The sequence below is a fragment of the Limibacterium fermenti genome (assembly GCF_041902845.1).
GTDB classification, from domain to species: domain Bacteria; phylum Bacteroidota; class Bacteroidia; order Bacteroidales; family Dysgonomonadaceae; genus Limibacterium; species Limibacterium fermenti.
On sequence record NZ_CP159486.1, the window covers coordinates 274853 to 299160 of the forward strand.

Consider the following 24308-nt stretch of genomic DNA (forward strand, 5'->3'; position numbering starts at 1 on the left):
TTAAAATGAAATATCTAATCCGAATGTGTATGAAGGACAATCCGTGAGTTGAACTTCTGAAAATCCGCTTTGTTGCGGTGTCTGGCCTTTTAGTTTACTCGAACAGAAAGTATATAGATTATTTCCTGAAAGATTGAGGGCCAGTCGGGACAATCCGAAAGTGCTGAGAATTTCAGACTTAAATTCATACGTAAGCGACAGCGTGGATATCTTCAGATAATCGCCGCTCACCACCCGGATATCGCTATAATTGTATTCCTCAAAGTTACTGGGTGCGATAGTTGCCAGTTCCTGGTTGCGCAAACTCCAATGCGCCGCGTATGCAAGAGGATTGGGAATATTCGTTATCGATTCGTCTCCCGGTTTTGACCAATGGTCTACTAAGTCTTTGCTTACATTCGTCCAAGGAACAAACACATTACTCTTAAAGAGTTTGAATAAACGTACTTTCGAACCGATACTATAATTGAACACGGCATTTAAACGCCAGTTATTGTAACGCAATGTGTTGTTGAACGTACCGGATATGGTGGGTTCACGATTTCCCGACTCTTCGAGAATGTTCGTGTATAATCCGTATTTTGTCATCTTCACGAGTTCCTCCTGACGTTCCTCTCCATCATCAAATACGGGAGTTCCGTTATTCGGATTCAGCCCGGCAAATTTATAAGAATAGAATGTTCCTATCGGTTTGCCTTTGCTTAAAGCGGTGCCGTTAAGGAAATCGGTCAGTTCGTATTGATCTTCTCCGGGAAGCGTTTCCAATTTGTTGAATATTTTGGAGAATGAGGTGGATAATATCCAGTCGAAATCTTTTGTCCGTATAGGCGAAATCGTCAGGGCGAGAGAATAACCGTTGTTGCTGATATTTCCCGAATTGACAAGATATTCACCGACACCGTTCACGGAGGATACGGTTTTTGTGAGGAAGGCATCTTTTGTTTTTTTGAAATACATTTCGCCTTCAAATTGCAACCTCCGGTCGAAAAAGGAGAGTGTAATGCCTGTATTGGTGGATGTCGTTTTTTCCCAACGCAAATTCGGATTCGGATAGACGAGCAGTTCCGACACCAGTTCCCCGTAAAGCGGATTGGTCGGCAATTGACGGATGATCATTTGCGGAGACTGTCCTTTCATCATATTTCCTTGATAGCCGTAAGAAGCCTTTAGCATGATAAAATCGATCCAGTCGCGTTTTAAAAATGCATGTTCGGAAATGTTGTAGTTTCCGGAGATGCTCCATATCGGCAACAACTTTTCATTGCTCCGATCCCCGAACTTATTCGACCCATCCATACGGGCATTGGTGTTCAACGTAAATAAGTTTTTATAAGTGTACGATATCGTCGCATAACCCGACAACAAATTTGTCAGGTCGTCCGTAATGGTCGGATAGGCATTTTGTTGTAACCAGTCTTTGTAGTACGGGTAATCGTCCAGTTCGGTATAAGAGAATTGGCGTCCGCGATCTTCATAATATCCGCGATAGACGCTTCCCATAGCGTTGTATTTTGTCGAATTAGCTTCCGTACCGACACTCGCATTAATGTAATGATCGGGGTTTCCGTTTACATATTTGTTGAAATCGACTTGCATCCGCAGCATCCAATTTTTGTTGCGATAACGATTTGAGGTCAGTTCACCGCCAAACGGCAATTCCGATGAGGATCCTTCCCCGCTTGCCGGAGTGGTTCCGTATTCGCTATGGCGTAATATCGCCACACGATTGGTTTTCTCACCCCACCATTTCTCCTGATCGGTTGCCGATGTCTGGTAAGATGCTATTAAACTCGCTTTTAAATAGTCGGTAAATTTACCCTTGAGCGTAAAGTTCACATTCACGGAATTACCCTCTTGCTTGTTATAACTATTGGCAAGTTCGTTCATGATGTTATAGTTGTAGTATTCGTTTATTGCATTGCCCCTGGTTTTATAGTAGGCGTAATCGCCGTTACCGTCGTATGCCGGAATTGCGCGGCTGGCATTATAAGCATAATCCAACGGCGACAGATCTTCTATCGAATATTGGCGATTGCTCACATTTCCAATCATGACCAAAGATGTCGAGAACATGCGCGACAGATCCGAATCCAGATGCATGGAGAAAGAATAGCGTTCATTCTTGTTCCCGCGAATGACATCATTGTCAATAGTATATCCGACGGAACCATAGTAGCGTGTTTCTTTCGACCCTCCGGATAAGCTCACCGAATGTTGCGAGGAGAGGGCATCCCGCGTAAGAATATCAAACCAGTCGGTATTCAAGCCCTCCAATTTTTGCACTTGCCGGGCGAACTCTTCCTGATTCATCATTCCCTGATAATATTGTTGTGCCAGCGACTCATAACCGACATTGAGTTCGGCCGAACCGAAATCATACCCGTTTTGAACAAGATAACGAGAGAAATCAATCCGTTCGGCGGAGTTCATTAAATTGATTCTTTTGTCGGTATAACGCGGGCGACGTTTGTATGACAGGGTCATATGGTAATTTACAATAGGTTTTCCCTCACGGCCTTTCTTGGTCGTCACCACAATTACGCCGTTAGCTGCTTTAGCGCCATAAAGGGCTGTGGCGCTGGCATCTTTTAAAACATCTATCCGCTCGATATCCTGTGGATTGATACCGGCTATGGCGTTCCCGATCCTGTTGATATAGTCGGGATTGTTCAATTCTTCCGGGCTTACATTGACCGGATCTTGCAGTACGACGCCGTCAAGGACCCATAGCGGTTCACGGTTGCCGACAAGAGTGGATGTGCCACGAATACGCAGACGGGGAACAACCCCTACTTCGCCGGAGTTATTCATGAAAACCATATCGGGTATTTGGCCTTCCAACATTTGATCGATGCTCGTCACACCCGGGCGCATGATATCCTCCGCTTTTAACGACGTTACCGAACTGGTCAGTTTCCGCCGGTCTACAATGTTATAACCGGTTACGACCACTTCATCGATATGAATGTCATTTTGTAAAATGATATCTTTATGCAAAGGCGTGCCTCCTTCGGGAAAAGCCACTTCTATTGTGCTGCCTATAAAAGAGTAGATCACTTTGCAGGCTTCTTTCGGAATAGATAGCTTGTATCGGCCTTCCGAATCGGAAAATGTTTGGTAGGTAGAGTTCGGAATGTACACATTCACCCCCGGTAAAACTTCACCTTTTTCATCTTTTATGACACCGGTCACTAATCGCAGCGTAAGGTCTTTTTGCTGCCGTGTCACCGTCACAAAGTGCCCGTCAATCTGATAGGTATATCCCGTCCCCTCCATCACCTTGTCCATCACAGGCCTTACCGGTTGGTCGGAGCATTGAATCGTTATTGGAGGCATATTCCGTATCTCTTCGGAATTATATAGGAAATTTAACCCTGTCTGCTTTTTTACGATGTCAAAGAATTCTTTGACCGTCGCCTCTTTTAAATCAAGAGAAACTTTCATCGTATCCAACGTTTCTGCCGCCATTGTTTGCCGCCCGGGGACTGACAGCAAAAAGAGGACACATAGAAATGTCAGCATATGCCCACTCCTTTTTTTCTTTCTCATTTCACTTCTTTTTTTTGTCTATATTATTACGGTTCTTCAGAATTACATTTTCTTCTGTTATTGAGATCTCAAGGTTCGTCACTCGCTCGATGGCATTCAGTACCGGAATGATAGAACTGTACCGGTCGATGTCGCCGGTAAACAGCATCCGTCGAATGTCGTCCGACTCAAAGATTACCTTTTTTCCATACCAAACGGAAATCACGTCCATCAGTTCTTCAAACGTACAATTTTCAAATACAAAATGTCCTGTATTCCATGCCACGTACGATTCTACATTCACACTTTTCACCTCCGCTTCAGGAAGCGATGAGTATAGTACCGCCAATTCGCCGGGTTTTATTATCCGTTCTTCTCCCTTTTGAGGCGTAACACTTACGGAACCGTCTACCAAAACGACTTTTGTACATCCCATTGTGTTCGTATTGACATTGAAGGAGGTGCCGTATTGTGTCACGACACCTGATGATGTTACTACGCGAAACGGACGATCCTGCTCTTTGGCTACTTGAAAATAGGCTTCCCCGTCCAGATAAACGGTGCGGTCGTGAGAGCTGAAGTGTGATGGATACTTTAGGGTCGTATTATAATTCAGGTGAACGATTGTTCCATCTTCCAATGCCACCCAATACTCACTGTCGGAAAGAGTCATTAATTGATTATTTCCGGATTCGGAGACTGTCTTTTCTTTATTTTCCTGCAATGAAAAAGCCGATTCTCTATTTCCTTTTCTTTGCAAAGGCCACCGCAAGGGAGTGTTTAAATTTATCTTTTCCCCGTCGGCGAAAATAAGGGTTGCCCTTTGTTTACCCATTTGTTCGGAGCGTTTCATCGCGATACGCGTCTCATAAGGGAGCGTCTCGTTGAAGTCCATCCGTCCCGATATCCACATACTGATTATCACGCCTGCAATAGGAAGCAGAAGCATGGCCGCATAGCGAAGCACTTTTTTCCATTGAATGGAACGAATGGCCGGATGCTCCTTCCGGAAGTTCATCCAAGCTCTTTGTTCATCGATCTCCGTATAGCTTTCATAACGTTTTCTGAAGTTGGTGGCCGACATGAACTGTTCATACATGACCCTGTTCTCTGGAGAACTTTCTATCCATGCATTCAGTCTTTTCCGGTCGTCTTCGGTCAGCTCTCCCGTCAACTGTTCCCGGATAATTGAATTTATACTTCTTTTATGTATCGCCATTTTTTTAGTTTATCTATTAATTGAGACAAGTGAGTGTGAAAAGTGAGGGACAGATATTCTTCATTTTTTTAATCATAAAGAATGAATTTGTCCTTAAAATATTTCTTTTTGATCTTATTCGGGCGGTTTTGTTTGGCGTATTGTTCTATCCGTATCGGCGCTTGTCAGGGACGTGTGAATCGATAAAAAAGTTAAATTCCGGCAAGCATACATTCTTATCCATGCGATTCGGTGAAGAAATAAAAAACCGGGTGACAATGATTATAAAAGTAAAAACTCAAGGAATACCAGGGATTGATTGATTAACTTCGTCCGGAGGGAAGACATTCCTCGTTTTTTTTGGGTCTTTACCGTTTCCAGTGAAACCTGAAGTATCGCCGCAATCTCGTCATTTTTCTTCCCTTCCATGGCAAGCAGGAAAACTTCCCTGCACCGTTTCGGCAGGGCATCGATAGCCTGAAAAAGCAAACGATAGATTTCCTCACTGAAAAAATCGTCGGCGTCCTCTCCTGCGAAATAATGCTCTTTATAATGGTCTGCGACTTTCTGTAGGTGGTCGCTCTCAATATCTTTATGCTTAAGATAATTCAACGAAGCGTTCCGTACCGAATTGTAAAGATAGGTTTGCAGGGATATTAATGATCGAAAAGATAATTTCTTCTCCCAAAGAGTCGTAAAGAAGGTTCCGACAATGTCTTCTGCGGCTTCCACTTCGCCGACCATCTGTATGGAATAGCCCACCAACGCTTTATAATAGGCCTTATAAAGCGCACGGAAAGCCGCCGCATCCATTTTATTAATCTGATCCAAAGAGAAATGATTGATATCCATACAGGAGAATTAGGCTGCAAATATATAAAAAAGTTGACATTTTATACGCACGACCATAAAAATCCATTGAAGGGGATTCGCAATGGTATTCGGGTATCTCCGTATTTCTAAATCAATTGCCCCGTTGCCTTCATCTTTATCGCTTAATTAAATTCGCGAAGAGCTATTTCCGAATGAACAAAAGTTGCGAGGGTGAAATTTGTTCCGCAAAGATTGGTAAAATCATTTCGTTGAGGTTATCTTTGCGGGGTATAAGTTTTAACGAACCATTATCGAGGATAAAAGCTACGGACGATATCATCGGTACTAATTAAAAAACAAATGAAAACAACAGCCATTGCATTTTTCGCAGCCGCCCTTATTTTTATGTCCGGCTGCAGTGAGAAAAAAGAACGTCTTTTTAATGGAAAAGATTTGACGAACTGGAATTTTGTCGTCGAAAACGACGCCCGTCCCGCGAGTGAAGTCTTTCTGGTTGAGGATGGAGTCATCCTGATAAAGGGCGAGCCTTTCGGTTATATGTTTACGAAGGAGAAATACGGCGATTGCACTCTGGAAGCTGAGTGGCGATGGGTGGACGAACCGGCCAACAGTGGTATTTTCGTGTTGATAGAGGAGCCGGCGAATCCTTTTCCGAAAGGAATAGAAAGTCAGTTAAAAGCCGGGCAGGCGGGAGATCTCGTTCTTTTGAAAGGAGCCGACCTCCGGGAATATGTGTTACCCGAAGGCGCTACCGAACGTCCTGCTTTTCCAATTATCTCCAAACAAGAGGAGTCGAGTGAAAAACTTGCCGGGGAATGGAATAAAGCCCGTATCGTCCTTCAAGACGGCGTGGTAGAAGTGTATATCAACGGAATCCTTCAAAACCGGGCGACGAGCGATGTGAAAGAAGGCTACATCGGATTGCAGAGTGAAGGCGGGGAGGTGCAGTTTCGCCATGTGACCGTTACGCGATAATCCCGGTGAATACAGAAAAGGATTCAGGGTATGGGCGGCGCCCGCATAACGATGCATTCTCGTTCTGAAATAGTTGGTTGATAGAACTTTTTTCGATACGGCTTGAAATATCGGTATTTTTTTACTTTCTTTGCATACCTATACATTATGTAAGAAGAAATGTTTCATTAAACGAATCAATTTATGTCATTCAGATCAGAACTTCAAGAATTTTTAATCCGCGGCAGCGTGGTCGATATGGCTGTCGGGATCGTTATCGGCGGCGCTTTCGGCAAGATCGTCACCTCGTTTGTCAACGACATCCTGATGCCTCCGATTTCGTTGCTGTTAAAAGACGGATATTTCTCCGATGTGAAGTTGGTGCTCCGCCAAGCCGTGTTGCAGGGCGACGAAATCATTACTCCCGCCATTACGTGGAATTTCGGCTCGTTTTTGCAAGCTGTGTTGGATTTCCTGATTGTCGGTACGGCGATTTTCCTTGTCATTAAAGGGATGAACAAGCTGAAACGCAAAAAGGAAGAAGTTCCGGCCGCTCCTCCGGCACCCACCACCGAAGAAAAGCTGTTGACGGAAATACGCGACTTGCTCGAGAAGAAATAATTTGCTAATAAGCTAATAAGCGAATAAGCGAATATGCTAATTTGCACATTAGCTTATTCGCTTATTAGCTTATTGTAATTCCGTAAGGTATTTCCAATATCTGCGGGGCATGTGGGCGCGCTGTACCTTCGGGTTAAGGCGTTCCTTAATGGTGATGCTCCGGAAATACTCTTTCCACAATTGTTGAAACAAAGCCTCTTCTTCCGAAACTTTCTCTTTATCCAAAATGCCGAGGCGCAATTCGGAAAGCGTTTGCGGAGAAAAGGATATCTCCGTCACCGACCGGCGGTCGTAGTAAAGGCCGGTGTTGCGGCGTGTGTCGTAAATGATCCACGGTTGGTCGGCATAACGCGCTTTGAAGTGTGGAACGATGAGCGATAGCACATTGTAACTGGGCGTGACCGGTGCGAAGTAAATGCCGTCGGCCGTTTCCTGAAACCGCACGAACTGGATGAGTTTGCGCGCGTCGGTGCCGACTTTTAGGGCAATATCCTTGATGCGGAGCACGTCGTCGTCGCCGAAATTCATTTCGATGCCTTTGGGATGGTCGGTGTTTTTACGGATGTAGCGGAATAATAGCATTTCTGTTTCCGGAAGCTCCGACAACCATACACTCAGCATCATGTTGCGGGCGAACCGCGACAGCTTTTTCTCCAGGCTTTTCCATACGCGGCCGGCTTTTTCCTTTTCGGTGACAACGTGATACGACGCATCCACGAAAAGCGGCTTCTGCCCGTCTTCCGCAAGGATGCTATCAGGAAAAATCTTCTGTTCGTAGGCGAAAAACACACACGAAAGCAATCCGTCGAACGTTTTGTCGTAAGTGAAAATAATCAAAATAATTAGCACATTCGTAAATTAGCACATTAGCACATTAGCACATTCATTTTATTCCCCCCAGTCGAAAGAGAGTTGGAGTAAGTCGCTTTCTTTTTTGCCTCGTTGCCGGGCCACCTTCCGGCGCACATATTCCGGTTTCAACTCGTTGACTGTTTGCATCGGCAGGTCGCGGCAGGCGATGAAATATTGCGCCCGCTTCATGACGACTCCTATCTTTTTGAGTTGCGAAAAGTTCAACCGTCCGTAACGCCGCGATGCCACAATGAGTTTCGCCGACTTCACGCCGATGCCGGGTATGCGCAGGATCAGTTCATACGGTGCGGTGTTGATGTCTATCGGGAATGCTTCGGGATGACGGAGCGCCCAACCCATCTTCGGGTCGATATCGAGGTCGAGGTCGGGATGCGTGTCGTCCACGATCTCGTTGACCGAAAACTGATAGAAGCGCAACAGCCAGTCGGCCTGGTAAAGGCGGTTCTCGCGTACAAGGGGAGGATGGGCGAGTACCGGTAGTCGTGAGTCGCTTTTGTTGATGGGAATGTAGCCCGAATAATACACCCGTTTGAACGACGGGCGTTTATACAGGTGCGATGCCAGGGTAAGGATCTGCTTGTCGTTGTCGGGCGTAGCTCCGATAATGACCTGTGTACTTTGCCCGGCGGGAACGAAACGCGGGGCCGACCGGAATTTCTTGCGGTCTTCGGCGCTTTCGAGCATGCCCTGCTGAATGTAGCGCATCGGAGCGAAAACGCTGCCGTAATCTTTTTCGGGAGCCAACAACTTGAGGTTGCCCTCCGAAGGAATTTCGAGGTTCACACTCATACGGTCGGCATACAGTCCCGCCTGCGCCACCAACTCCTGACTCGCTCCGGGAATGCTCTTCATGTGGATGTATCCGTTGAAGCGATGCACGTCGCGCAACAGTTTCACCACCCGCAGCATTTGTTCCATCGTATAGTCGGGATTGCGTATGATGCCCGAGCTGAGAAAAAGCCCTTCGATATAATTGCGCCGGTAAAACTCGATGGTGAGGTCGGCCAATTCTTCGGGCGTGAAAGCCGTCCGCTTGACGTCGTTGCTGCGGCGGTTGATGCAGTAGGCACAATCGTAAATGCAATGGTTCGTCATGAGGATTTTGAAGAGCGAAACACATCGTCCGTCGGGCGTAAAGCTGTGGCAGATGCCCCATCCGGCGGCGGTGCCGATGCCGTCCTTTACCGGACGGCGCGTGGTGCCGCTGGATGCGCACGAAACATCGTATTTAGCTGCATCCGAAAGTATTTTGAGTTTATCGAGCGTTTTTTCGTTGATCATTATTACCCCTCTTGTTTCTGGTTTTTTTCGGTTACAAAGAAAGTAAATCCATCGAACAATATGGCTTTTCATTTCTTAAAAATAATCATCTTGTCGATAATCGATTATTTTTGTAACCGATTCCCCGGCGGGTGTGTCCTATCTTTGTAAACAATAAAAAAATAAATAATATGGTTGAAGAAGTTCTTATTCCCGTTATCGCTATTCTTTCTGTCATCGCTTTGCCTGTAGTGGCGATATTCGTCCTCGGTTTGCGGAAACTCAGTGCCGATCATGCCGAACGTATCGGATTAATCAATCAGGGTATCATCCCTCCCGATAATCCGAAACCGAAATCAACCCCCAACCGCTTTGTGTCTCTCCGGAACGGTATTGTGTTGGTGGCCCTCGGAATCGGTGTGGTCGTCGGCTTCGTGTGTACCGAATACTTGACTATCGGGGAAACGTATGAGTTTTGGATTATCGCCGCAAGCATCCTCTTTTTCCTCGGATTGGGCTATCTGTCCTATTTCCTGGTGACCAAAAAGATGGGTGGCTTTGATGACGACGTGACCGATCAGGACTAAACACCCGCTGATGAACGATAACGATCGTGTGCTGCAAGTGCTCTCGGGCAATACTTCCGCATTCGCTTATTTTGTCGAAACTTATCAGGATATGGCGGTGACCATCGCCTTCAGGATGTGCGGCAACAGGCAGGATGCGGAAGATGTCGTGCAGGAGAGTTACCTGAAAGCGTTCCGCAACCTGCATAGCTTCCGCAGCGAAAGCAAGTTCTCGACATGGTTTTACCGCATCGTTTATAATGCCGCGGTGACCCATAGCTGCTCGAAGATGTGGCTTCGCGAGGGGCAAACCGGATTGTCCGCTGCTGCCGACACGCCTTTGCCCTCGCCCGATGCCGAGTTGGAAAGGCGCGAGCAGGCGCAAATGGTGGAGCGTACGCTGCAAGAGTTGCCCAAAGGCGATGCGTTGCTGCTTACCTTATATTATATGGAAGATCATTCCGTGAAGGAGATTGCGCAGATTACGGGTTTGAATCTTTCGAATGTGAAAGTGCGACTCTTCCGGGCGCGTAAACTCTTTAAAGAGCATTTGCCGGCCGGAGTATATTAACGAATTAAATAGATAGATTTCAATGGATATAGAAGATAAAAACAAGTTTACGGAAGACGAGAAGATGCGCCGGCTGCTGCGTACGTCGAAGTTGCGTGCGTCGGAGAACTTCTCGTGGCGGGTGATGCAACAGATCGAAACCGAAAAAGCGCTCACGGCGCGGAGGCGGACGTCGAAACGGCCGGGCTATAATGTCTTTACCGACACCCGCTCGATTTTCGGCAGCATGTATGCCGTGTTGTTGGCGATGGTGGCTTTGGCCTACTTCGAGCAGGGAAAGGAAGTCCTGCTGACGCCCGATTTTCTGGGCAAAGTGCTGCTGGTGGGCGTGGGCTTCATTGCCTTTTGGCTTTTGACCCGTGCGGAGGGCCGCCTGCGGCGGAAAAAGAACCGTAGAGGCTTGCTTCACCAATGAACTGCCTTATATCTTTACGCCACTTCATATTCAAGTTTCGTTGGATTCTCTACATGTTTAGAAGCGTTTAAGAGCTCAAGGCTTACTATCCTCCCATTAGCGGTATAGTCCAAAATAATTCCTTTTTAATCAAAGATTGATAAACTTTCATTTCCGGCGTATCGCTATCGGTCAGCACTTGTTCGGGTTGCCTGATGACAGCTTCCGCCTTCTCGCGATTTATATTTCGTCGCTGCATTTGTTCTTCTGCAAACGTATCTTACCGGATATAATCGGCGAACCCGATGCGGTTCCCCGACGGGTCGTTAAGCTCGACCGCCCATCCGGTGCGGATCTTAAAGGGTGGTGTGATAAAGACGGCCCCTTTATTTTTCGTCTCTTCATATAACGCCCGTACATCGGCAACCTCAATCCAAACGCAGGGCTTGGCGTCGGGGAACTTTTTCGTATCCTTTAAAATGATTGCCGGCTCTTCGTCTCCGACTGCAAAAGCAACCATTCCTTGCTCGGCAAATTCGAATTTGATCTTTAACCCGAGCACGTCCCTGTAAAAGCGTTTGCTTTGTTCATAATCTTCCGCAGGAAAGAAAAAATTATCGTAATTCTTTATCTGTCTGTTATCCTCCGTTGCGTTTTCCATCTGATATTTCATTTTCTTGTTTATTTTACCTTTCCATATACGTAGGTATAACTATCACGTACACGGATATAAAAACCGAAAATATCGCTCTGCTTATATTCGAGCAACCGTACCGTGAGCTTGTTGTTATTGTTTTCGTATTCAATTGTATAGTAATCCGAACTGGCAAAGGCGGGTTCCACTTCGAAATCGGAGGCCGGCAGTTCGAAGGTGAGTTGATCGTTCGTGTAAGAAAGCGTTCCGATATTTGTATTGTATTCCGGCAGGCTGTTGTTATCGGGAGCATCCATCAGTACAAACTTCACATTGGCACCTATCACAGCTCCATCTTTTTCAATGGGAGCTACGACATACATATTATAATAGTCGCTCCTGATGTTAAAGGCCAGTTTTCCCGAAGGAAATTCGCGGAGGGCTTCATTTTTAAAAATCTGGTACGCATTTCCGGGTTCCACGGCTACCCTGTCGGACACTCCTTCTATCACGGGTGCGGAGATACTTCCCAAGCTGTTTTTCTTTCCGAGGTGTGACAATAAACAATAGTGTGTGTGAAAATTATTCGCTTTGTCGATATAAACATCCGAATTTCCGATCTCCGTTTTTCCGTGATCTTCATTCATGATGTTCACGGAAATGGTTCCTTCCGGATCGGAGGTATTTTCGTCCTTGGAACACGATGCGACCGATAACGTGACAAATATACACGTGCCGATAAGAAGTAATTTATTCATTTTTATCTGTTATTTTATTTATAGATCCAAACTTAAATAAAAAAGTCGAGATTTTATACACGAGCAAATAAAAATCAAGGCCACAGCGTTCTATAAGTAATTAACGTGCTCTAGGCACAAAGTTTAATTTAAAAACATAACATTATGAGAACAGTCTGCGGCCTTGACATCCACAAAGATAGCATATTCATGTGTATTCTGGACGAACAGGGCAAAAAAAGTGAAAGGAAGTTTGGAGTTTCCACCCGTGAGATTAAAGGGTTGTGCAATACGCTCAAGTCCCATTACGTGAGTGAAGTTTGCATGGAGAGTACCGGCATTTACTGGAAACCGGTCTGGCATTTGCTCGAGAAGGATTTCCGGATGTACCTTGTCAATCCCCAGTTCCTCAAACAACTTCCCGGGCGCAAGAGCGATGTGAAGGATGCCCAATGGATTGCCACGGCCCTGTTGAAAGGACTGGTGCGGAACAGTTTTGTCCCTGACTCGATGATCCAGCAACTACGCCTGTACGGTCGCCGCATTAACGAGTTAAACAAGGATATCATACGCTGTGAACAACGCGTCGACATGATCCTTCAAAGCTGTAATATCCGCATCAGCAACTATGTCTCCAACATAGACGGCAAAAGTTACCAAAAAGTCGTGGGCGCCCTGCTCGAAGGGGAACGCTCGGCAGATAAGCTGGTCAAGCTCATACACGGCAGGACCCTGAACAAGCATGGCCGCGACACGGTGCGTGATTCCCTCGAAGGTTACGTCCAACAGGCCGATATCGATTTGCTCAAACAATACATGGAGGCTTTAAAGATGCACCAGGCACAGAAACAGACATGCCTTATTGAAATGGTCAAGTTATGCAAAAAGCATTATGACAGGGCATTCACGCTGTTGCAAAGCATCCCGGCCATCAAGGAGCAGTCGGCCGCCATCATCATCTCCGAGATAGGAACCGACATGACCCTGTTCGCCACTGCGGCCGCCCTGGTTTCATGGGCGGGGCTCAGGCCCCGCAACGATGAAAGTGCGGGAAAGATCAAAAGCCGGAAAATCACGCACGGAAACAAATATCTGCGTAAAGCTTTAATGGAAGCGGCATGGGGAGCATCAAGGACACGGGGATCAATATTCTACAACAAGTTCTGGCGGTTGAGGCAACGGGGCAAGAAGCAGCAGAAGTGTACCGTAGCCATAGCACGCCACCTGCTGGTCATTATCTGGTCACTGCTCTCCAGGGATGAATATTTTGACAAGGAATACATGCAGAAACTCAGCACTGGAGTTGCCTGAATAACTGTCACAAAGAAATAACGGGTTCCTTGTAAAGTCCCTATATTTGTGGTGGATACATTACCCCGTTTTGCAAACTGACTCTCGCAGGGAATCACTTTTGGACACGAGCAAGAGACCTAAGAGTTCGAAGAGGAAATTAATGTTTTTGATGGAAGCCCCAAAGCATTCATCCCGATTGGTATGCTCTTAATCAACAAATATATACCTTCTCAAGACACTTCCGCATACTTTTTTATTCGATTTATAGAGGAAATATACATAAAAGTATACACATATACACAGACCCATAAAAATTGAGTGTTCTGTTTGAGTCCGTTTGGGCCGGTTTTACACATTGATTTGAAATAAGCCACAACTTTCTCTATATTTGAAGATCATTAACCACTAAAATATTCAATAATGAAAAAAGTATGTGGCTTAGATGTGCACAAAGATAATATATTCTGTGCAATCTACAATGGAGAGAGTCATTCTCAAGTGAAAGAATATGCAACGCTGACCCCTGCAATCTATTCGATGGGTGAGTACCTGCAGTCGGAAGAGGTGGAGGAGGTGGCCCTGGAAAGCACGGGTATCTACTGGATTGCCGTGTGGGACATATTCTACGAGATGGGGTTCAAGTTGACGCTTGTCAACCCGTACCTGATCAAACAGATGCCGGGTCGTAAGAGCGACATCAAGGATGCCCAGTGGATAGCCAGCCTGTTGCACAAGGGCATGATGCGCGGCAGTTTCGTTCCTGCTCCCCTGATACAGGAGTTGCGGGTCTATTCCCGCAAATACGGCAAGCTCAGGCAGCAGGTGACCCGTGTGCTGACGTGTATGGACGCCATCCTGGTAAAGGCAGGTATCCGGGCGAGCAGTTGCCTGAGCAGTATCAGCACGAAAAGTTTCATGGGTATCGTCGAGGCGCTGATAGCCGGATGGACAGACCCGGGCTATCTTGTAAGCCTGGTGTACGGGAACAGGAAAAACAAGCAGAGCGGGAAATTAAAGGAGGCCCTTAGGGGCAATATCAGGGCGCACCACCGCCAGGAATTGTCCTGGGCGAAACAGGAGTATGACATATACCAGTTGCAGATATCGGAATGTCTGTCACAAATGGAGCGGATATGTGGCCTACATTTTGCGTTGCCGGTAAATCTTTTACAAACCATTCCGGGAATAAGCCGGATAGCGGCGATGACCATAATAGCCGAAACGGGTGGGGATATGAGTGTCTTTGAAAATAGCGGCAAGATTGTCGGATGGGCGGGATTGCGCCCGAGGAATGATGAAAGCGCCGGCAAATACAAGAGCACCGCTACCACCAAAGGCAACAAGTACCTGCGTTCGATCCTGGTACAGGTCTCCTGGGCGGCTTCCCGGTCGAAGGGTTCGTTTTTCAAGGAAAAGTTCCAACGCATGACCATGCGCAAGCCAAGGAAAAAGGCTCTGGTCGCCATAGCAAGGAAACTGCTCGTTGTCATATGGAACGTGCTCAAGCACACCAGGCAATACGATCCCCGGCTGGCCCCTGTTTACGATCCGGTGAAGATGAAAGCCCGGCTCGCATATTACAAGAAGGAGTACGAAAAAACAGCGAACATACTGAATATTAATCTATAATACAAGCGTAAAGGCCGGGTAACTTTGTGGTGGCTCAAGACCCCGTTTACAAATAGGCCAATGTCACAGTCGTCCCTGAAACGACCTCAAGAACACAGACCGGGGTTAATGCTGCTCCCAATAAGAGAAGACAAGCCCGCAGAAGAAAATCGCATATCGGAAGGCGTCACCGCGTCTTTGCCTGCAACCTTGTGGGTAGGGTGATTTATGCCTGTATCCAAACATCTTTCTCTATTTAGCTCCATTTTTCTTTGAATATGGGGGGAATTTATAGAAGAAAGATACAAAATATATATGTTCAAAAACGTTCTGGAAACACAAATTTAGCTGCACAAGCTGAAAGGTTACGTCCGGATCGCGCGATACATTAAAATGACGGATATTGCTTTTTTTTGGGGGGGCTGTACTTTACGATGTGGGTATAATCGATCACAAAAAATACAGGGGGCGTCGTATAGCGCGGCACTCCCGGAGGAGTTCTTTTTTTTATTTCTGTTTAACTTTTAATTTTTTTGCCGAGTGCTTCCAGCAATTGAGGAGTATCTTTCAGTGCGATGGCTGCGATGGTATACATGTCGCCCATTTCCTTGTCAAGTTTGCGGAAAGCGGCATTTTTTGCCGGTGTAGAGGCCTCCGACTCGCCTTTTTCGCGGAAATATGCCTCGCGTGCTTTTTCCGTAGCGTCTATCAACGAATTGGCGGCTGTAACGTGTTCGGCCGTGATCATGAGAGGTGTCAGGCGGTCGAGATATTCTTGCTTTTCACTCAACGTGCGGTAGAAAAGCTTTACGATGTCGATTCTTCCGGCATACGAAGTCGGTATACGTCCGTCAAGTTCTAAAATGGCCAGTATTTCAGGTTCTTCTCGGAATACGCGTTTGGCCTTTTTGCGGTCGTCGCCATACATTTCAAAGAGTTTTTCGGCCGAATCTTCGAAAGTGGCCCGTGAAGCCAACGATTCCTGGCCCTCCCGTTCGTTCTTGTGATATTCGGCGCGGGCGTTATCGCGGGTAGCCGACAGCCCGGCCACTTGTTCTTCACCATACCCGTGAACGGCCATTTTTTCTTTGATTACCGCTTGGTTTTGAAGGTTCTCTATAGCTGTGTCGGCTCTCAACAATGTTTCTTTGTTCGATACATAATTCTTCCGTTTCGGTTTTTCTTCTTCTTGCCGTTTTTCAGATAACTCGCTATTGTCTTTCATTTTTGTTTACTATTAATGTTATTATTAATTCTATAAAATCGTCTTGCAAAATTATGCATTCTTCCGGTAAAACGGTTTGCTAATACCGTTAAAAATGAGTTTTTTAACCATGATTAGCCGAACGTGTCCGGTTTTAATATTGTTTAGCCTTGCAGTTATTATTCCGGGCGTCCATCCGGGGTGTTTTACCGTTTATCCGCCGCATTTGTACATTCATTTACCGTTTCCTCCCATCGATTCATAACATCCGACGGTTCATTTATCGTTTCCTACCATTGATCGGACATTTCCTACCGTCAATTGATTATTTCCTACCGTTCATCCTCCATTTCTTACCGTCGATTTACCCTTTCCTACCGTCCGTCTATCGTTTCCGACAGTTGATTCATGACATCCTGCCATCGATTGGGTATTTCCTGCCATCGATCCATGTCATTTTGGCATGAATGCTTTCTGTTTGGTCGATTTGACTCTTAAAAAGAGATTCCTATATTCAAACCGATTGCCGAATTACGATGTGTATTCGCGTATCCGGTCGTTTCATTTTTTATATGCATTTGATGGATATCGTTCGACAGGGAAACGAACAGTCGGGTCTTCCCGCGCAGGTGATATGATACGCCGCCCGAGAAAGAAGCGAATAATCCCCCTGTATATTTCAGGAGATTGCTTTCAGTGGAGGGCGTATCCCTCGTTTTTGTTAACGGCAATCGTTCGGATCTTTCGGAAAAGCCATACCCGCATTTGACGGAAATAAAAGGAGTGAATTTGCTGTTGTTTGTAAAACTCCATTTGCCGTATAAAAAGACGGGCAGGCTGTTTTTGATGATTCCGTCTTTAAAAAACATCGCTCCGACCCCCATTCCGAGAGACAAATTTTTTGTCATCCGGTACGCTCCCGTAACGGAAGCCAGCCGTGAGTCGAAATCGGTAGATGCCGACTTCGACACCACCGTTGTTTCCAGTATTATTTCTATTTTTTCAGGAAGCGCCGCTTTCAGCAAAACGGCACAGGAAGAAAACAGAAGTAGAAAAATCATTTTTTTCATCATCATTAATATCCTAAAACCATTAAAATTACTAATCCTGCTTGAACGGCTATCGTAAGAACTTCTCCCAACACCAAACCCATTTTCTTTCCGGCAATTGTTTTCTTTCAACGTATCCTGTGGAGGGAGATAGCTTTCCTCCGCAGAATCGCCTGCCTGTTTCTTTTTCGATTTATTATAGCTTGTTTTTTTATTACGCTAAAGTTTTTAATTCGGAGGCAAAGATACGGCGAATGTTGCTCCGCCGCAATAGAAATCAGTGCTACACTTAGAATATTTAGAATTTTGAAAGAGATAACTATTTATTTATAAGTATTCTATCGTTTCTTGTATTAAGACGATTGTCTTTTTCTACGTTGATTGGTGTAAAGTTTCTTTTGCCGTTGAAAGTCGTATACATAAATTCTCAGATCCGAGCTGAAAAGGCGGTCAATCGCAGCAAGTCTTTCCTGTAATATTCGTTTTAATGGCTCCATAACGATTGAATTAGTTCACACAAAAGTGCAAACTAATTCCTAACTGACAAATTTTACGTAAAAATCGTCACTGCACTGACGATTTTTTTATGATCAAGCCATCGTGTCGGCTAGACCGCTTATTTCAAGGAACAAAAATATCCGTCCGATGCCACAAGCTATCGGACGGATAGATAGGTGCGTTGAAAACGCGGTCACTCGTTACCTTTAATGAAGCGTGCAATCTCCCTTACTTCGATGCTTCCTCCGACCTCGAAAATGGGATTGGCTTTGGCAATCTCTACCGCTTCCTCCACGTTTTCAGCTTTTACAATGACATAGCCCGTTACGATTTCCTTGCCTTCGGAATGCGGCGCATCCGCTACGGTTTTATCCGCTTGAATGGTTTTGGCCCCCGCAGGTGACAGGGTGTTGCCTTTGTCGGCGAGTTTGTTTTGTTTGGCCAGGTTTCCGAGCCAATCCATTCTTTCTTTCACTTGTCCGGCAGACGGTTTAAGTTCCGACTCTTTGTTTAATCTGAATAGAAATATAAAATCTTTCATACGTACACTTTTTATTTATTAAAATCGAGACAAAGGTAAGACGCAAAAAGAGTTAAATAGTAGGACTTTCAGAAGAGTTTTCGGTACTTTTTCAAAAAAATCCCCGGTGATAGGCCTGTTTTCTTTTTGAAGATACGGGCAAAGTAGGATGAATCGTCGAAGCCCATTTGAAAGGCGATTTCAGAGATGTTGTCACCCGAATAGATCAAAAGGCGTTTGGCTTCCGTAATTTTCAGATTAAGCAGGTATTGTTTGGCGGAAATACCGAGTACTGTTTCGCACGTGCGGCTCAATTGGTCGGTACGGACATTCAATTTATCCGCATAAGAACGAATCCCAAATGATTTTGAATAATCTGATAGTACCAATTGTTTAAATTCTTCGATCAACGTATTCCCTTGGCTGGTCTTTATCTGCTTTTTTTCTGCAATTCGTTGTAAAAGAAGAAGGTAATAACGGATTCCGGCTTGTACATTATCGTTTGAGAGGGCGTCGTTTTTTTGGAATTCCGTTAAAATATTCGTAAACAGGCGGGCGTGGAAATCCGCATCGGCATTATCGATATCTAAAAACGGAAAGGTATAACGAAGGTTGATATCTGTCGCTGCACGATAGTCTATGGCGATGAAATATCCCTGGTTATTATTGTAAAGTCCCCAGTTGTGCACTTGTTTGGGGGCGACGTAGAACAGGCGTTGAGGTTTTATCTCAAACTCATCCGAATCGATCACATAAATTCCGCTTCCGTGCGTAAACCATACGAAAGAAAAAAACAGATGACGGTGCGGCCATTCCAGTTCCGCATCGTCCATCGATGTGAAATGCCGGATATAAAAGAATCTTTCCTGCATGGCGTCGGGCAGGACTTCCGTGAAGGAGTATTCTTTCATCGAATCAACGGCCTGTAATGTTATCGCAACAGGAAACTGAAGTCGTCTTCGTTCGACAGCTCGCGAGGATCCTCCCCGTAATGGAAAACGCGCGCCTTGCGGTTGCCGATGAGCACCAGTTCGTCCTCTTCGAGCAGCAGCGATGTCCCCTCGCGCAATCCCACCACATACAGGTCGCGGTTGACTTCGATAAACTCGTTGATGCGCACCTCGCGCGTTTCGCCGCCGTGGTTGGCCGGGTTTTCATCGAGATAATGCGGGTTGATTTGGAAAGGCACCAGGTTCAACGTTTTAAATTTCAACGGCTCCGCGATGGGCATGTCGTTGGTTGTGCGCAGGGTGGGGCAGGCGATGTTCGATCCGGCGCTCCAGCCGATATAAGGCGTGCCTTGGCGAACCTTTTTACGGATAGCTTTCATGAGTTTTCTCTCTTGCAGCATCTTGACGAGCTGCCAGGTGTTGCCGCCTCCAACGACAATGGCTTCGGCGTTTTCGATAGCTTCGACCGGATTGATAAAGCGATGGATGCCCGTCACGCGATGGCCTATTTGGGCAAAGCGCGCATTTACCCGGGCTTCGTATTCGTCAAACGAAAAAGTGACGGCCGCGTAAGGGATAAACACGGCGTTTTTCGTCTTCTCTCCTAAAAATTCCCTGATAGTTTCTTTCGGATGTTCCAGATACCCTTCACCCGGATTGGTAGAATTGCTGATCAACAATAGTCTCATATCATCATTGTTTTTTGGTCTTGTTTTTTTTATATATAGGTGCAAATATAACGAAAAAGGCTAAAACGGGCGATATGACGCGGGAATAAATTATTTTTGCACACGAATAAAATGAAGATGGAAGAATCAATAAACGATATAATACGAAAAATCAGGACGGACCTGCGGCGCTACATGAACGGTATTGCCGCGGCCGGCATGCGCGATAAGGGCGTACATTACCGCATGAATTTCGGCGTGGAGATTCTCCGCCTGAAACGCATCGCCGCAAAGTATACACCAAACAAAGACCTGGCCCAAAGGCTGTGGAACGAGGATGTGCGCGAACTCAAGATATTGGCTACCATGCTGTATCCCCCGCACGAGTTTTCTACGGATACGGCCGAACTATGGGTGCGCGAAATTCCTTATCAGGAGATACGGGAGCAGTGGTGCATGAACCTGTTGCAGAAACTCGATACGGCCGGTGTGTTGGTGGAGCGGTGGATAAGCGATGCGGATGAGTCGGTACGCGCCACGGGCTATTGGTTGTATGCTCGGTTATGCCTCGCCGCTTCGCCTTTGTCGGAGAATATTCCCGGAGGAGCGTTGCTCGAAGCGTCTTGTGGCGATTTAGAGAACGAATCGATCGTGTTGCGTCAGGCCGCGCTCAATGTGTTGCGGTTTTATGGCCGCGTTTCCGGCGATCGTGCGGCGGAAGTCATGCATAAGATCGGATCGTTCCAACACTCGCTGCGGCCCGCCGGGCGGGAGATCTTCGATGCTTTACGCTTTGAGTTCGAAGGATAGGCCTCGTGATGGTTGATGTAAGGTTGAAGCTAAAAAAAATCCCGGGCATCTTTGTACAGAGTTGTCCGGGATTTTGTCGGCGATCATCTCGAAATCATGTTAGTCGCCTAAATGTTCGTGCCATGATGTTGCATCTTTAACGGCCTTTTTCATGTGGTCGAGCCAGATGGCGCGAATTGCCTTATGATCGCCCAACCCGATTACGTTGAATTTCGCCGGATCGGTGGTTGCACCTTCCGGACTGATGGTGAAGCCGAGCTTCTCCAATTTTAATTTCCAACTGTATTGGGCATCGTGGTCGGATTCTTCCGGATTGACCTTCTCCAGGGTTTGTCCGTCTTCCAGTCCGCCGAGAAGGTCGTTCTGGGCATGGTCGCCGGCAATCGACATCAACGGGGACAGATTGACCGTCACTTCTTGAGGCGTTTTGTTTTTCCTTTCGGCATATGCAACAAGTTCTTCGCGGATATGCGTAAACATCTGGTCGCCCCAATCAACAGTGCCGACGAAAATATTTTTCTCCCCGCTAAGCTTTTGCAAGGCCTCTTCCAACTGTTCGTAACGCAAATTGGCATGATTGTATTCCCTGTCGGGGTTGCCGTGGCCCATTAGCGCCACCACTTCGCCTTTTGTCAACCGCTCTTTATAAAAGTCGTACAGGATTTTGGCGACTTTGTCCACATCTTCTTCCGTCTCGAGCAGACAAGGGCTTTTTGCGACCTTGACGTCTGCGTAAGGAATCATAAAGTTCTTTTTTACGTCCGTATTCATCAAACTCAGATACTCTTCGCCCGGAATAATATGAAGGGATTGCACATACACGGTTTGGTAACCTGCCTTTCCGATGGCGTCGAGCCACAAGTCGGGTTGCGCGTAAGCTTTTCCTATTTGTGCATACACGCGCGATACAATAGTGCGTGAAGTGAACGACATGTAAATGTCGGTGTTGGGATACGCATCCTGATAATCTTTGATGATCTTGTCGTAAGTAGCCTGAGGTTGTTCGTAGGTACTGCCGAAAGAGCAAAGCAACAAGGCTGTCGGGTTCTTTTTGGTTATGCTGACCGCATCACGGTCGCCGTACGGGGCGGGATCGTCCTCACCGCATGACGTGATAAAACCGGCTGACAGAATGAGTGTCAGGGAGAAACAGAATTTAAGAAATTTGTTCATAATACATTGTTTTAAATGAATAATAAAAATGTTATTTATCTGAATGTTGAAATTTGATTGTCACCGATGCGTAAAGTGTACGCCCCGGGCTGATTGTCCCTCTGTTGTGCCCGAAAGGCGTACGATCTACATAATTAAATAGATTGTCTATGCCGACATGTACATCGACTGGAAATCTTTTCTTATCGAAAAAACTATGGACGCTGTTTATACGCCATAATTGATAGGGCTTGGCATTGCCGTCGGAGGTATAATACCGTTCCGATTGGTAGCGACCGTAAATACTGATTCCCATGGTATATTTTTTCCATGCATGTCGCCACGACGACTGGAAAGTGACGTTGTGATGCGCCGTGCCGTTTATATGGACATACTTCATATAATCTTCCGCCTCTTCGTCATCCGTGCGCTGTTCTTTAGCATTCAGGTAACTGTATGTGCCGCCTGCTTCGATTTGGTGCGGCAAATTCACATGGAACGAAACGTCGAGGCCGTAAATTCTACCTTTCGACAGATTTACATACCGCATGGTTTCTTCCACCAGGAGCTGCCTGTCTTCGTAAGAAGTTTCCGTATGTTGAAGCGAGATAATGTTCCCGATCCGGTTGTGGTAGGCCGTCAGGCTTGCCTGTATACGGGGCGTATTGTATTCGGCTCCTATGGCGTAATAATCGGACTGTTGGGGCTTTAACCGTTCATTTCCGTAATACGCCTTAAGCTTGCTCATGATGGTTGCATGATAATGATAATACAATTCCTTAACGGTCGGCGTCTTGAATCCATTGGCATACGTGGCGCGCAACGAAAAGTCATTGATTTTGTAGAGCCCGGATATTTTGGGCGTCAGGCTCTTTCCGAATGCTTTATGTTCTGCCAGCCGCATTCCTCCGGTAATGTTGATTTTCTCCGTCGGGTTCCATTCTTCCTGAATATAGACGCTCAGGGTGTAAGCCGATGCTTCGTTATTTTTCAACCGGTAAGGTGCGACCAACTTTTCATGAAGATATTCCACGCCCGAACTAAGTGTATGCTGTTCGCCTAAATGAAAAACCCCTTTCATATTGCCCATCCGGCGGCGCTGTGAGGTTTGCAGGGCGCGGTCGCCGGGATAATATACAATCCGCTTGCCGTTCTCATCGAAATAATCCGTATAATCGCGGCTGGTATAATCGTAGAAATAGTCGTTTTTGTCATAATCCACATCCAGCGAAAGATAATTTTTGTTTTTCATTTCATACCGTCCTCCTGTGGCGTAATGTTGGTCGCGGTAATAGAAATCGTAAAAGCGCCATTGGGGAATACCTGTCGGCCGGTACGTATGCTTCTCATAAAAAGAAGCGTCGGCAGTCCATTTGAATGATTTGCTCAATTGGTACGTCAGGTTTTCCGAAACGGTGTAGTTTGTACTGCGGTTGACGGTGCGGGTCACACTGTTTTCGACCAGTTTTCCGCGGTGATATTCCAAATCGGTATTTTTCCAGCCGTCGGTGCGCCTGCCCGAAAAAGAAGTCGTTGAGTTCCATTTGCCGCGGATAAATCCTATCCGGTTGCTTTGGTTCAGGTCGCCGTATGCCCCGATGCGGGTCGTATTGGCCGCGCTCCATTTATCGGTATTCCTTTTGGATATAAAATTGATCACTCCCCCTATGGCATCCGATCCGTAGAGCGAAGACGAGGCCCCCTTTACGATTTCGATGCGCTCTATATTATGAAAGTTAATGCGGCTCAAATCATTTTGCCCGCCCACGTCACCGTTGATTCGTTTGCCGTCTATCAATATCAGGATATAGTCATTTTTCAACCCGTTCAGTTGAACATTGCTGCCCATATCGTTGGGGTTGAACGTAAGCCCCGCCGATAGCCCTCCGATCACCTCTTCTATATCACGTCCGGCATATTCATTCAACGCCGCTCCCGAAATCACCTCTGTCTGTACGGGCGCATCCTTGAAATAGTGCGGCGTGCCGGTTCCGGTAACGACGATTTCATTCAGCGAAAAAGATACCGGCTCCAGGCGGAAATCGGCATTCACGCCCTCGCCGCTTAGGTCAATGTCCCGTTTCTGCGTTTCATATCCTAACGCAGATACAACAACCGTATAGTTCCCCCCGGCAAGTTCAAGGGAATAATATCCGTTAGCGTCGGAATACGTTTTTTGCGCTGTCTTTTCGATCGATACGAGCGCTTGCCCGACAGGCGAACGGCTCTTTTCGAAAATAACGCCCGATAACCTGATTTTTCCTTGTGCGGAAACGTTCGCAACACATCCGGCAAAGAGCAGCAGGATAAAAAAGTTCCGCATCCCCGTTCCCGATTCCGGCAAACAACCCTTAGGCTCTGCTAAAGCAATATTTTTTACGCTCAT

At 46.3% G+C, this 24308-nt stretch carries 24 protein-coding genes; 8 read left to right on the forward strand and 16 right to left on the reverse strand.

All coding sequences use genetic code 11. From position 1 onward, the window contains the following. The 3 genes from ABNK31_RS01250 to ABNK31_RS01260 form a co-directional block, all read right to left on the reverse strand. Window positions 1–3549 (reverse strand): SusC/RagA family TonB-linked outer membrane protein, encoded by a 3549-nt coding sequence (locus ABNK31_RS01250; protein WP_418893954.1) that lies wholly within the window; start codon window positions 3547–3549, stop codon window positions 1–3. Window position 3550: 1 nt separating this feature from the next. Beyond that, complete coding sequence (locus ABNK31_RS01255) at window positions 3551–4747, reverse strand: FecR family protein (protein ID WP_321579704.1); 1197 nt, start codon at window positions 4745–4747, stop codon at window positions 3551–3553. Between the two features lie 261 nt (window positions 4748–5008). Beyond that, the gene (locus tag ABNK31_RS01260) at window positions 5009–5578 is read right to left on the reverse strand and encodes an RNA polymerase sigma-70 factor (protein WP_418893955.1); all 570 of its coding nucleotides are present in this window, start codon (window positions 5576–5578) and stop codon (window positions 5009–5011) included. 309 nt (window positions 5579–5887) lie between these two features. Between ABNK31_RS01260 and ABNK31_RS01265 the strand changes: the two genes are divergently transcribed. Continuing rightward, window positions 5888–6535 carry a 3-keto-disaccharide hydrolase gene (locus ABNK31_RS01265; RefSeq protein ID WP_418895454.1) on the forward strand — a complete coding sequence of 216 codons (648 nt, stop codon included), beginning with the start codon at window positions 5888–5890 and terminating at the stop codon, window positions 6533–6535. 183 nt (window positions 6536–6718) lie between these two features. Next, window positions 6719–7135, forward strand: coding sequence for a large-conductance mechanosensitive channel protein MscL (mscL, locus tag ABNK31_RS01270; protein ID WP_418893956.1), 417 nt, complete (start codon window positions 6719–6721; stop codon window positions 7133–7135). 69 nt (window positions 7136–7204) lie between these two features. Here the strand turns inward: mscL and ABNK31_RS01275 are convergent, their stop codons facing one another. Further along, complete coding sequence (locus ABNK31_RS01275) at window positions 7205–7972, reverse strand: TIGR03915 family putative DNA repair protein (RefSeq protein WP_418895455.1); 768 nt, start codon at window positions 7970–7972, stop codon at window positions 7205–7207. 51 nt (window positions 7973–8023) lie between these two features. Further along, window positions 8024–9286 (reverse strand): putative DNA modification/repair radical SAM protein, encoded by a 1263-nt coding sequence (locus ABNK31_RS01280; RefSeq protein WP_418895456.1) that lies wholly within the window; start codon window positions 9284–9286, stop codon window positions 8024–8026. A gap of 173 nt (window positions 9287–9459) precedes the next feature. On the opposite strand from ABNK31_RS01280, the gene ABNK31_RS01285 reads away from it, so the two are divergent. From ABNK31_RS01285 to ABNK31_RS01295, 3 genes are read left to right on the forward strand one after another with little or no spacing between them, the layout of a single operon-like run. Beyond that, complete coding sequence (locus ABNK31_RS01285) at window positions 9460–9855, forward strand: DUF6249 domain-containing protein (RefSeq protein WP_418893957.1); 396 nt, start codon at window positions 9460–9462, stop codon at window positions 9853–9855. Window positions 9856–9865: 10 nt separating this feature from the next. Then, window positions 9866–10405, forward strand: coding sequence for an RNA polymerase sigma factor (locus tag ABNK31_RS01290; protein WP_418893958.1), 540 nt, complete (start codon window positions 9866–9868; stop codon window positions 10403–10405). Window positions 10406–10427: 22 nt separating this feature from the next. Continuing rightward, a complete protein-coding gene (locus ABNK31_RS01295; protein WP_418893959.1) occupies window positions 10428–10820 on the forward strand; it encodes a hypothetical protein in 393 nt (130 codons plus the stop codon). Between the two features lie 14 nt (window positions 10821–10834). Here the strand turns inward: ABNK31_RS01295 and ABNK31_RS01300 are convergent, their stop codons facing one another. The 4 genes from ABNK31_RS01300 to ABNK31_RS01315 are packed head-to-tail and all read right to left on the reverse strand — an operon-like array spanning window position 10835 to window position 12191. Then, window positions 10835–10933, reverse strand: coding sequence for a hypothetical protein (locus ABNK31_RS01300; RefSeq protein ID WP_418893960.1), 99 nt, complete (start codon window positions 10931–10933; stop codon window positions 10835–10837). After that, the gene (locus ABNK31_RS01305; RefSeq protein ID WP_418895458.1) at window positions 10906–11058 is read right to left on the reverse strand and encodes a hypothetical protein; all 153 of its coding nucleotides are present in this window, start codon (window positions 11056–11058) and stop codon (window positions 10906–10908) included. Before ABNK31_RS01305 ends, ABNK31_RS01300 begins: the two co-directional genes overlap by 28 nt. Before the next feature lie 21 nt (window positions 11059–11079). After that, window positions 11080–11472, reverse strand: coding sequence for a VOC family protein (locus ABNK31_RS01310; protein WP_418893961.1), 393 nt, complete (start codon window positions 11470–11472; stop codon window positions 11080–11082). An 8-nt stretch (window positions 11473–11480) separates the two neighbouring features. Next, window positions 11481–12191 (reverse strand): DUF5036 family protein, encoded by a 711-nt coding sequence (locus ABNK31_RS01315; protein ID WP_418893962.1) that lies wholly within the window; start codon window positions 12189–12191, stop codon window positions 11481–11483. 144 nt (window positions 12192–12335) lie between these two features. Here ABNK31_RS01315 and ABNK31_RS01320 point away from each other — a divergent pair, with 144 nt between their 5' ends. Next, entirely contained in the window at window positions 12336–13481 is a 1146-nt protein-coding gene (locus ABNK31_RS01320) for an IS110 family transposase (RefSeq protein ID WP_418892990.1), read from the forward strand. Window positions 13482–13883: 402 nt separating this feature from the next. After that, a complete protein-coding gene (locus ABNK31_RS01325) occupies window positions 13884–15092 on the forward strand; it encodes an IS110 family transposase (RefSeq protein ID WP_418892526.1) in 1209 nt (402 codons plus the stop codon). A 496-nt stretch (window positions 15093–15588) separates the two neighbouring features. Here ABNK31_RS01325 and ABNK31_RS01330 read toward each other — a convergent pair whose 3' ends face one another. From ABNK31_RS01330 to pepE, 5 genes are all read right to left on the reverse strand, one after another. Then, window positions 15589–16296 (reverse strand): hypothetical protein, encoded by a 708-nt coding sequence (locus ABNK31_RS01330; RefSeq protein WP_418893963.1) that lies wholly within the window; start codon window positions 16294–16296, stop codon window positions 15589–15591. Between the two features lie 473 nt (window positions 16297–16769). Beyond that, entirely contained in the window at window positions 16770–17336 is a 567-nt protein-coding gene (locus tag ABNK31_RS01335) for a hypothetical protein (protein ID WP_418893964.1), read from the reverse strand. 679 nt (window positions 17337–18015) lie between these two features. Further along, window positions 18016–18363 (reverse strand): YciI family protein, encoded by a 348-nt coding sequence (locus tag ABNK31_RS01340; protein ID WP_321579344.1) that lies wholly within the window; start codon window positions 18361–18363, stop codon window positions 18016–18018. A 68-nt stretch (window positions 18364–18431) separates the two neighbouring features. Further along, entirely contained in the window at window positions 18432–19253 is an 822-nt protein-coding gene (locus tag ABNK31_RS01345; protein ID WP_418893965.1) for a helix-turn-helix domain-containing protein, read from the reverse strand. Between the two features lie 20 nt (window positions 19254–19273). Further along, window positions 19274–19981 (reverse strand): dipeptidase PepE, encoded by a 708-nt coding sequence (gene pepE / locus ABNK31_RS01350; protein WP_418893966.1) that lies wholly within the window; start codon window positions 19979–19981, stop codon window positions 19274–19276. A 117-nt stretch (window positions 19982–20098) separates the two neighbouring features. Between pepE and ABNK31_RS01355 the strand changes: the two genes are divergently transcribed. Then, window positions 20099–20770, forward strand: a complete 672-nt coding sequence (locus ABNK31_RS01355; protein WP_418893967.1) for a DNA alkylation repair protein — start codon at window positions 20099–20101, stop codon at window positions 20768–20770. 99 nt (window positions 20771–20869) lie between these two features. On the opposite strand, the gene ABNK31_RS01360 is transcribed toward ABNK31_RS01355, so the two are convergent. Further along, window positions 20870–21943: a sirohydrochlorin cobaltochelatase gene (locus ABNK31_RS01360; RefSeq protein ID WP_418893968.1), complete on the reverse strand. Its 1074-nt coding sequence runs from the start codon at window positions 21941–21943 to the stop codon at window positions 20870–20872. 31 nt (window positions 21944–21974) lie between these two features. Continuing rightward, complete coding sequence (locus ABNK31_RS01365; RefSeq protein ID WP_418893969.1) at window positions 21975–24308, reverse strand: TonB-dependent receptor; 2334 nt, start codon at window positions 24306–24308, stop codon at window positions 21975–21977.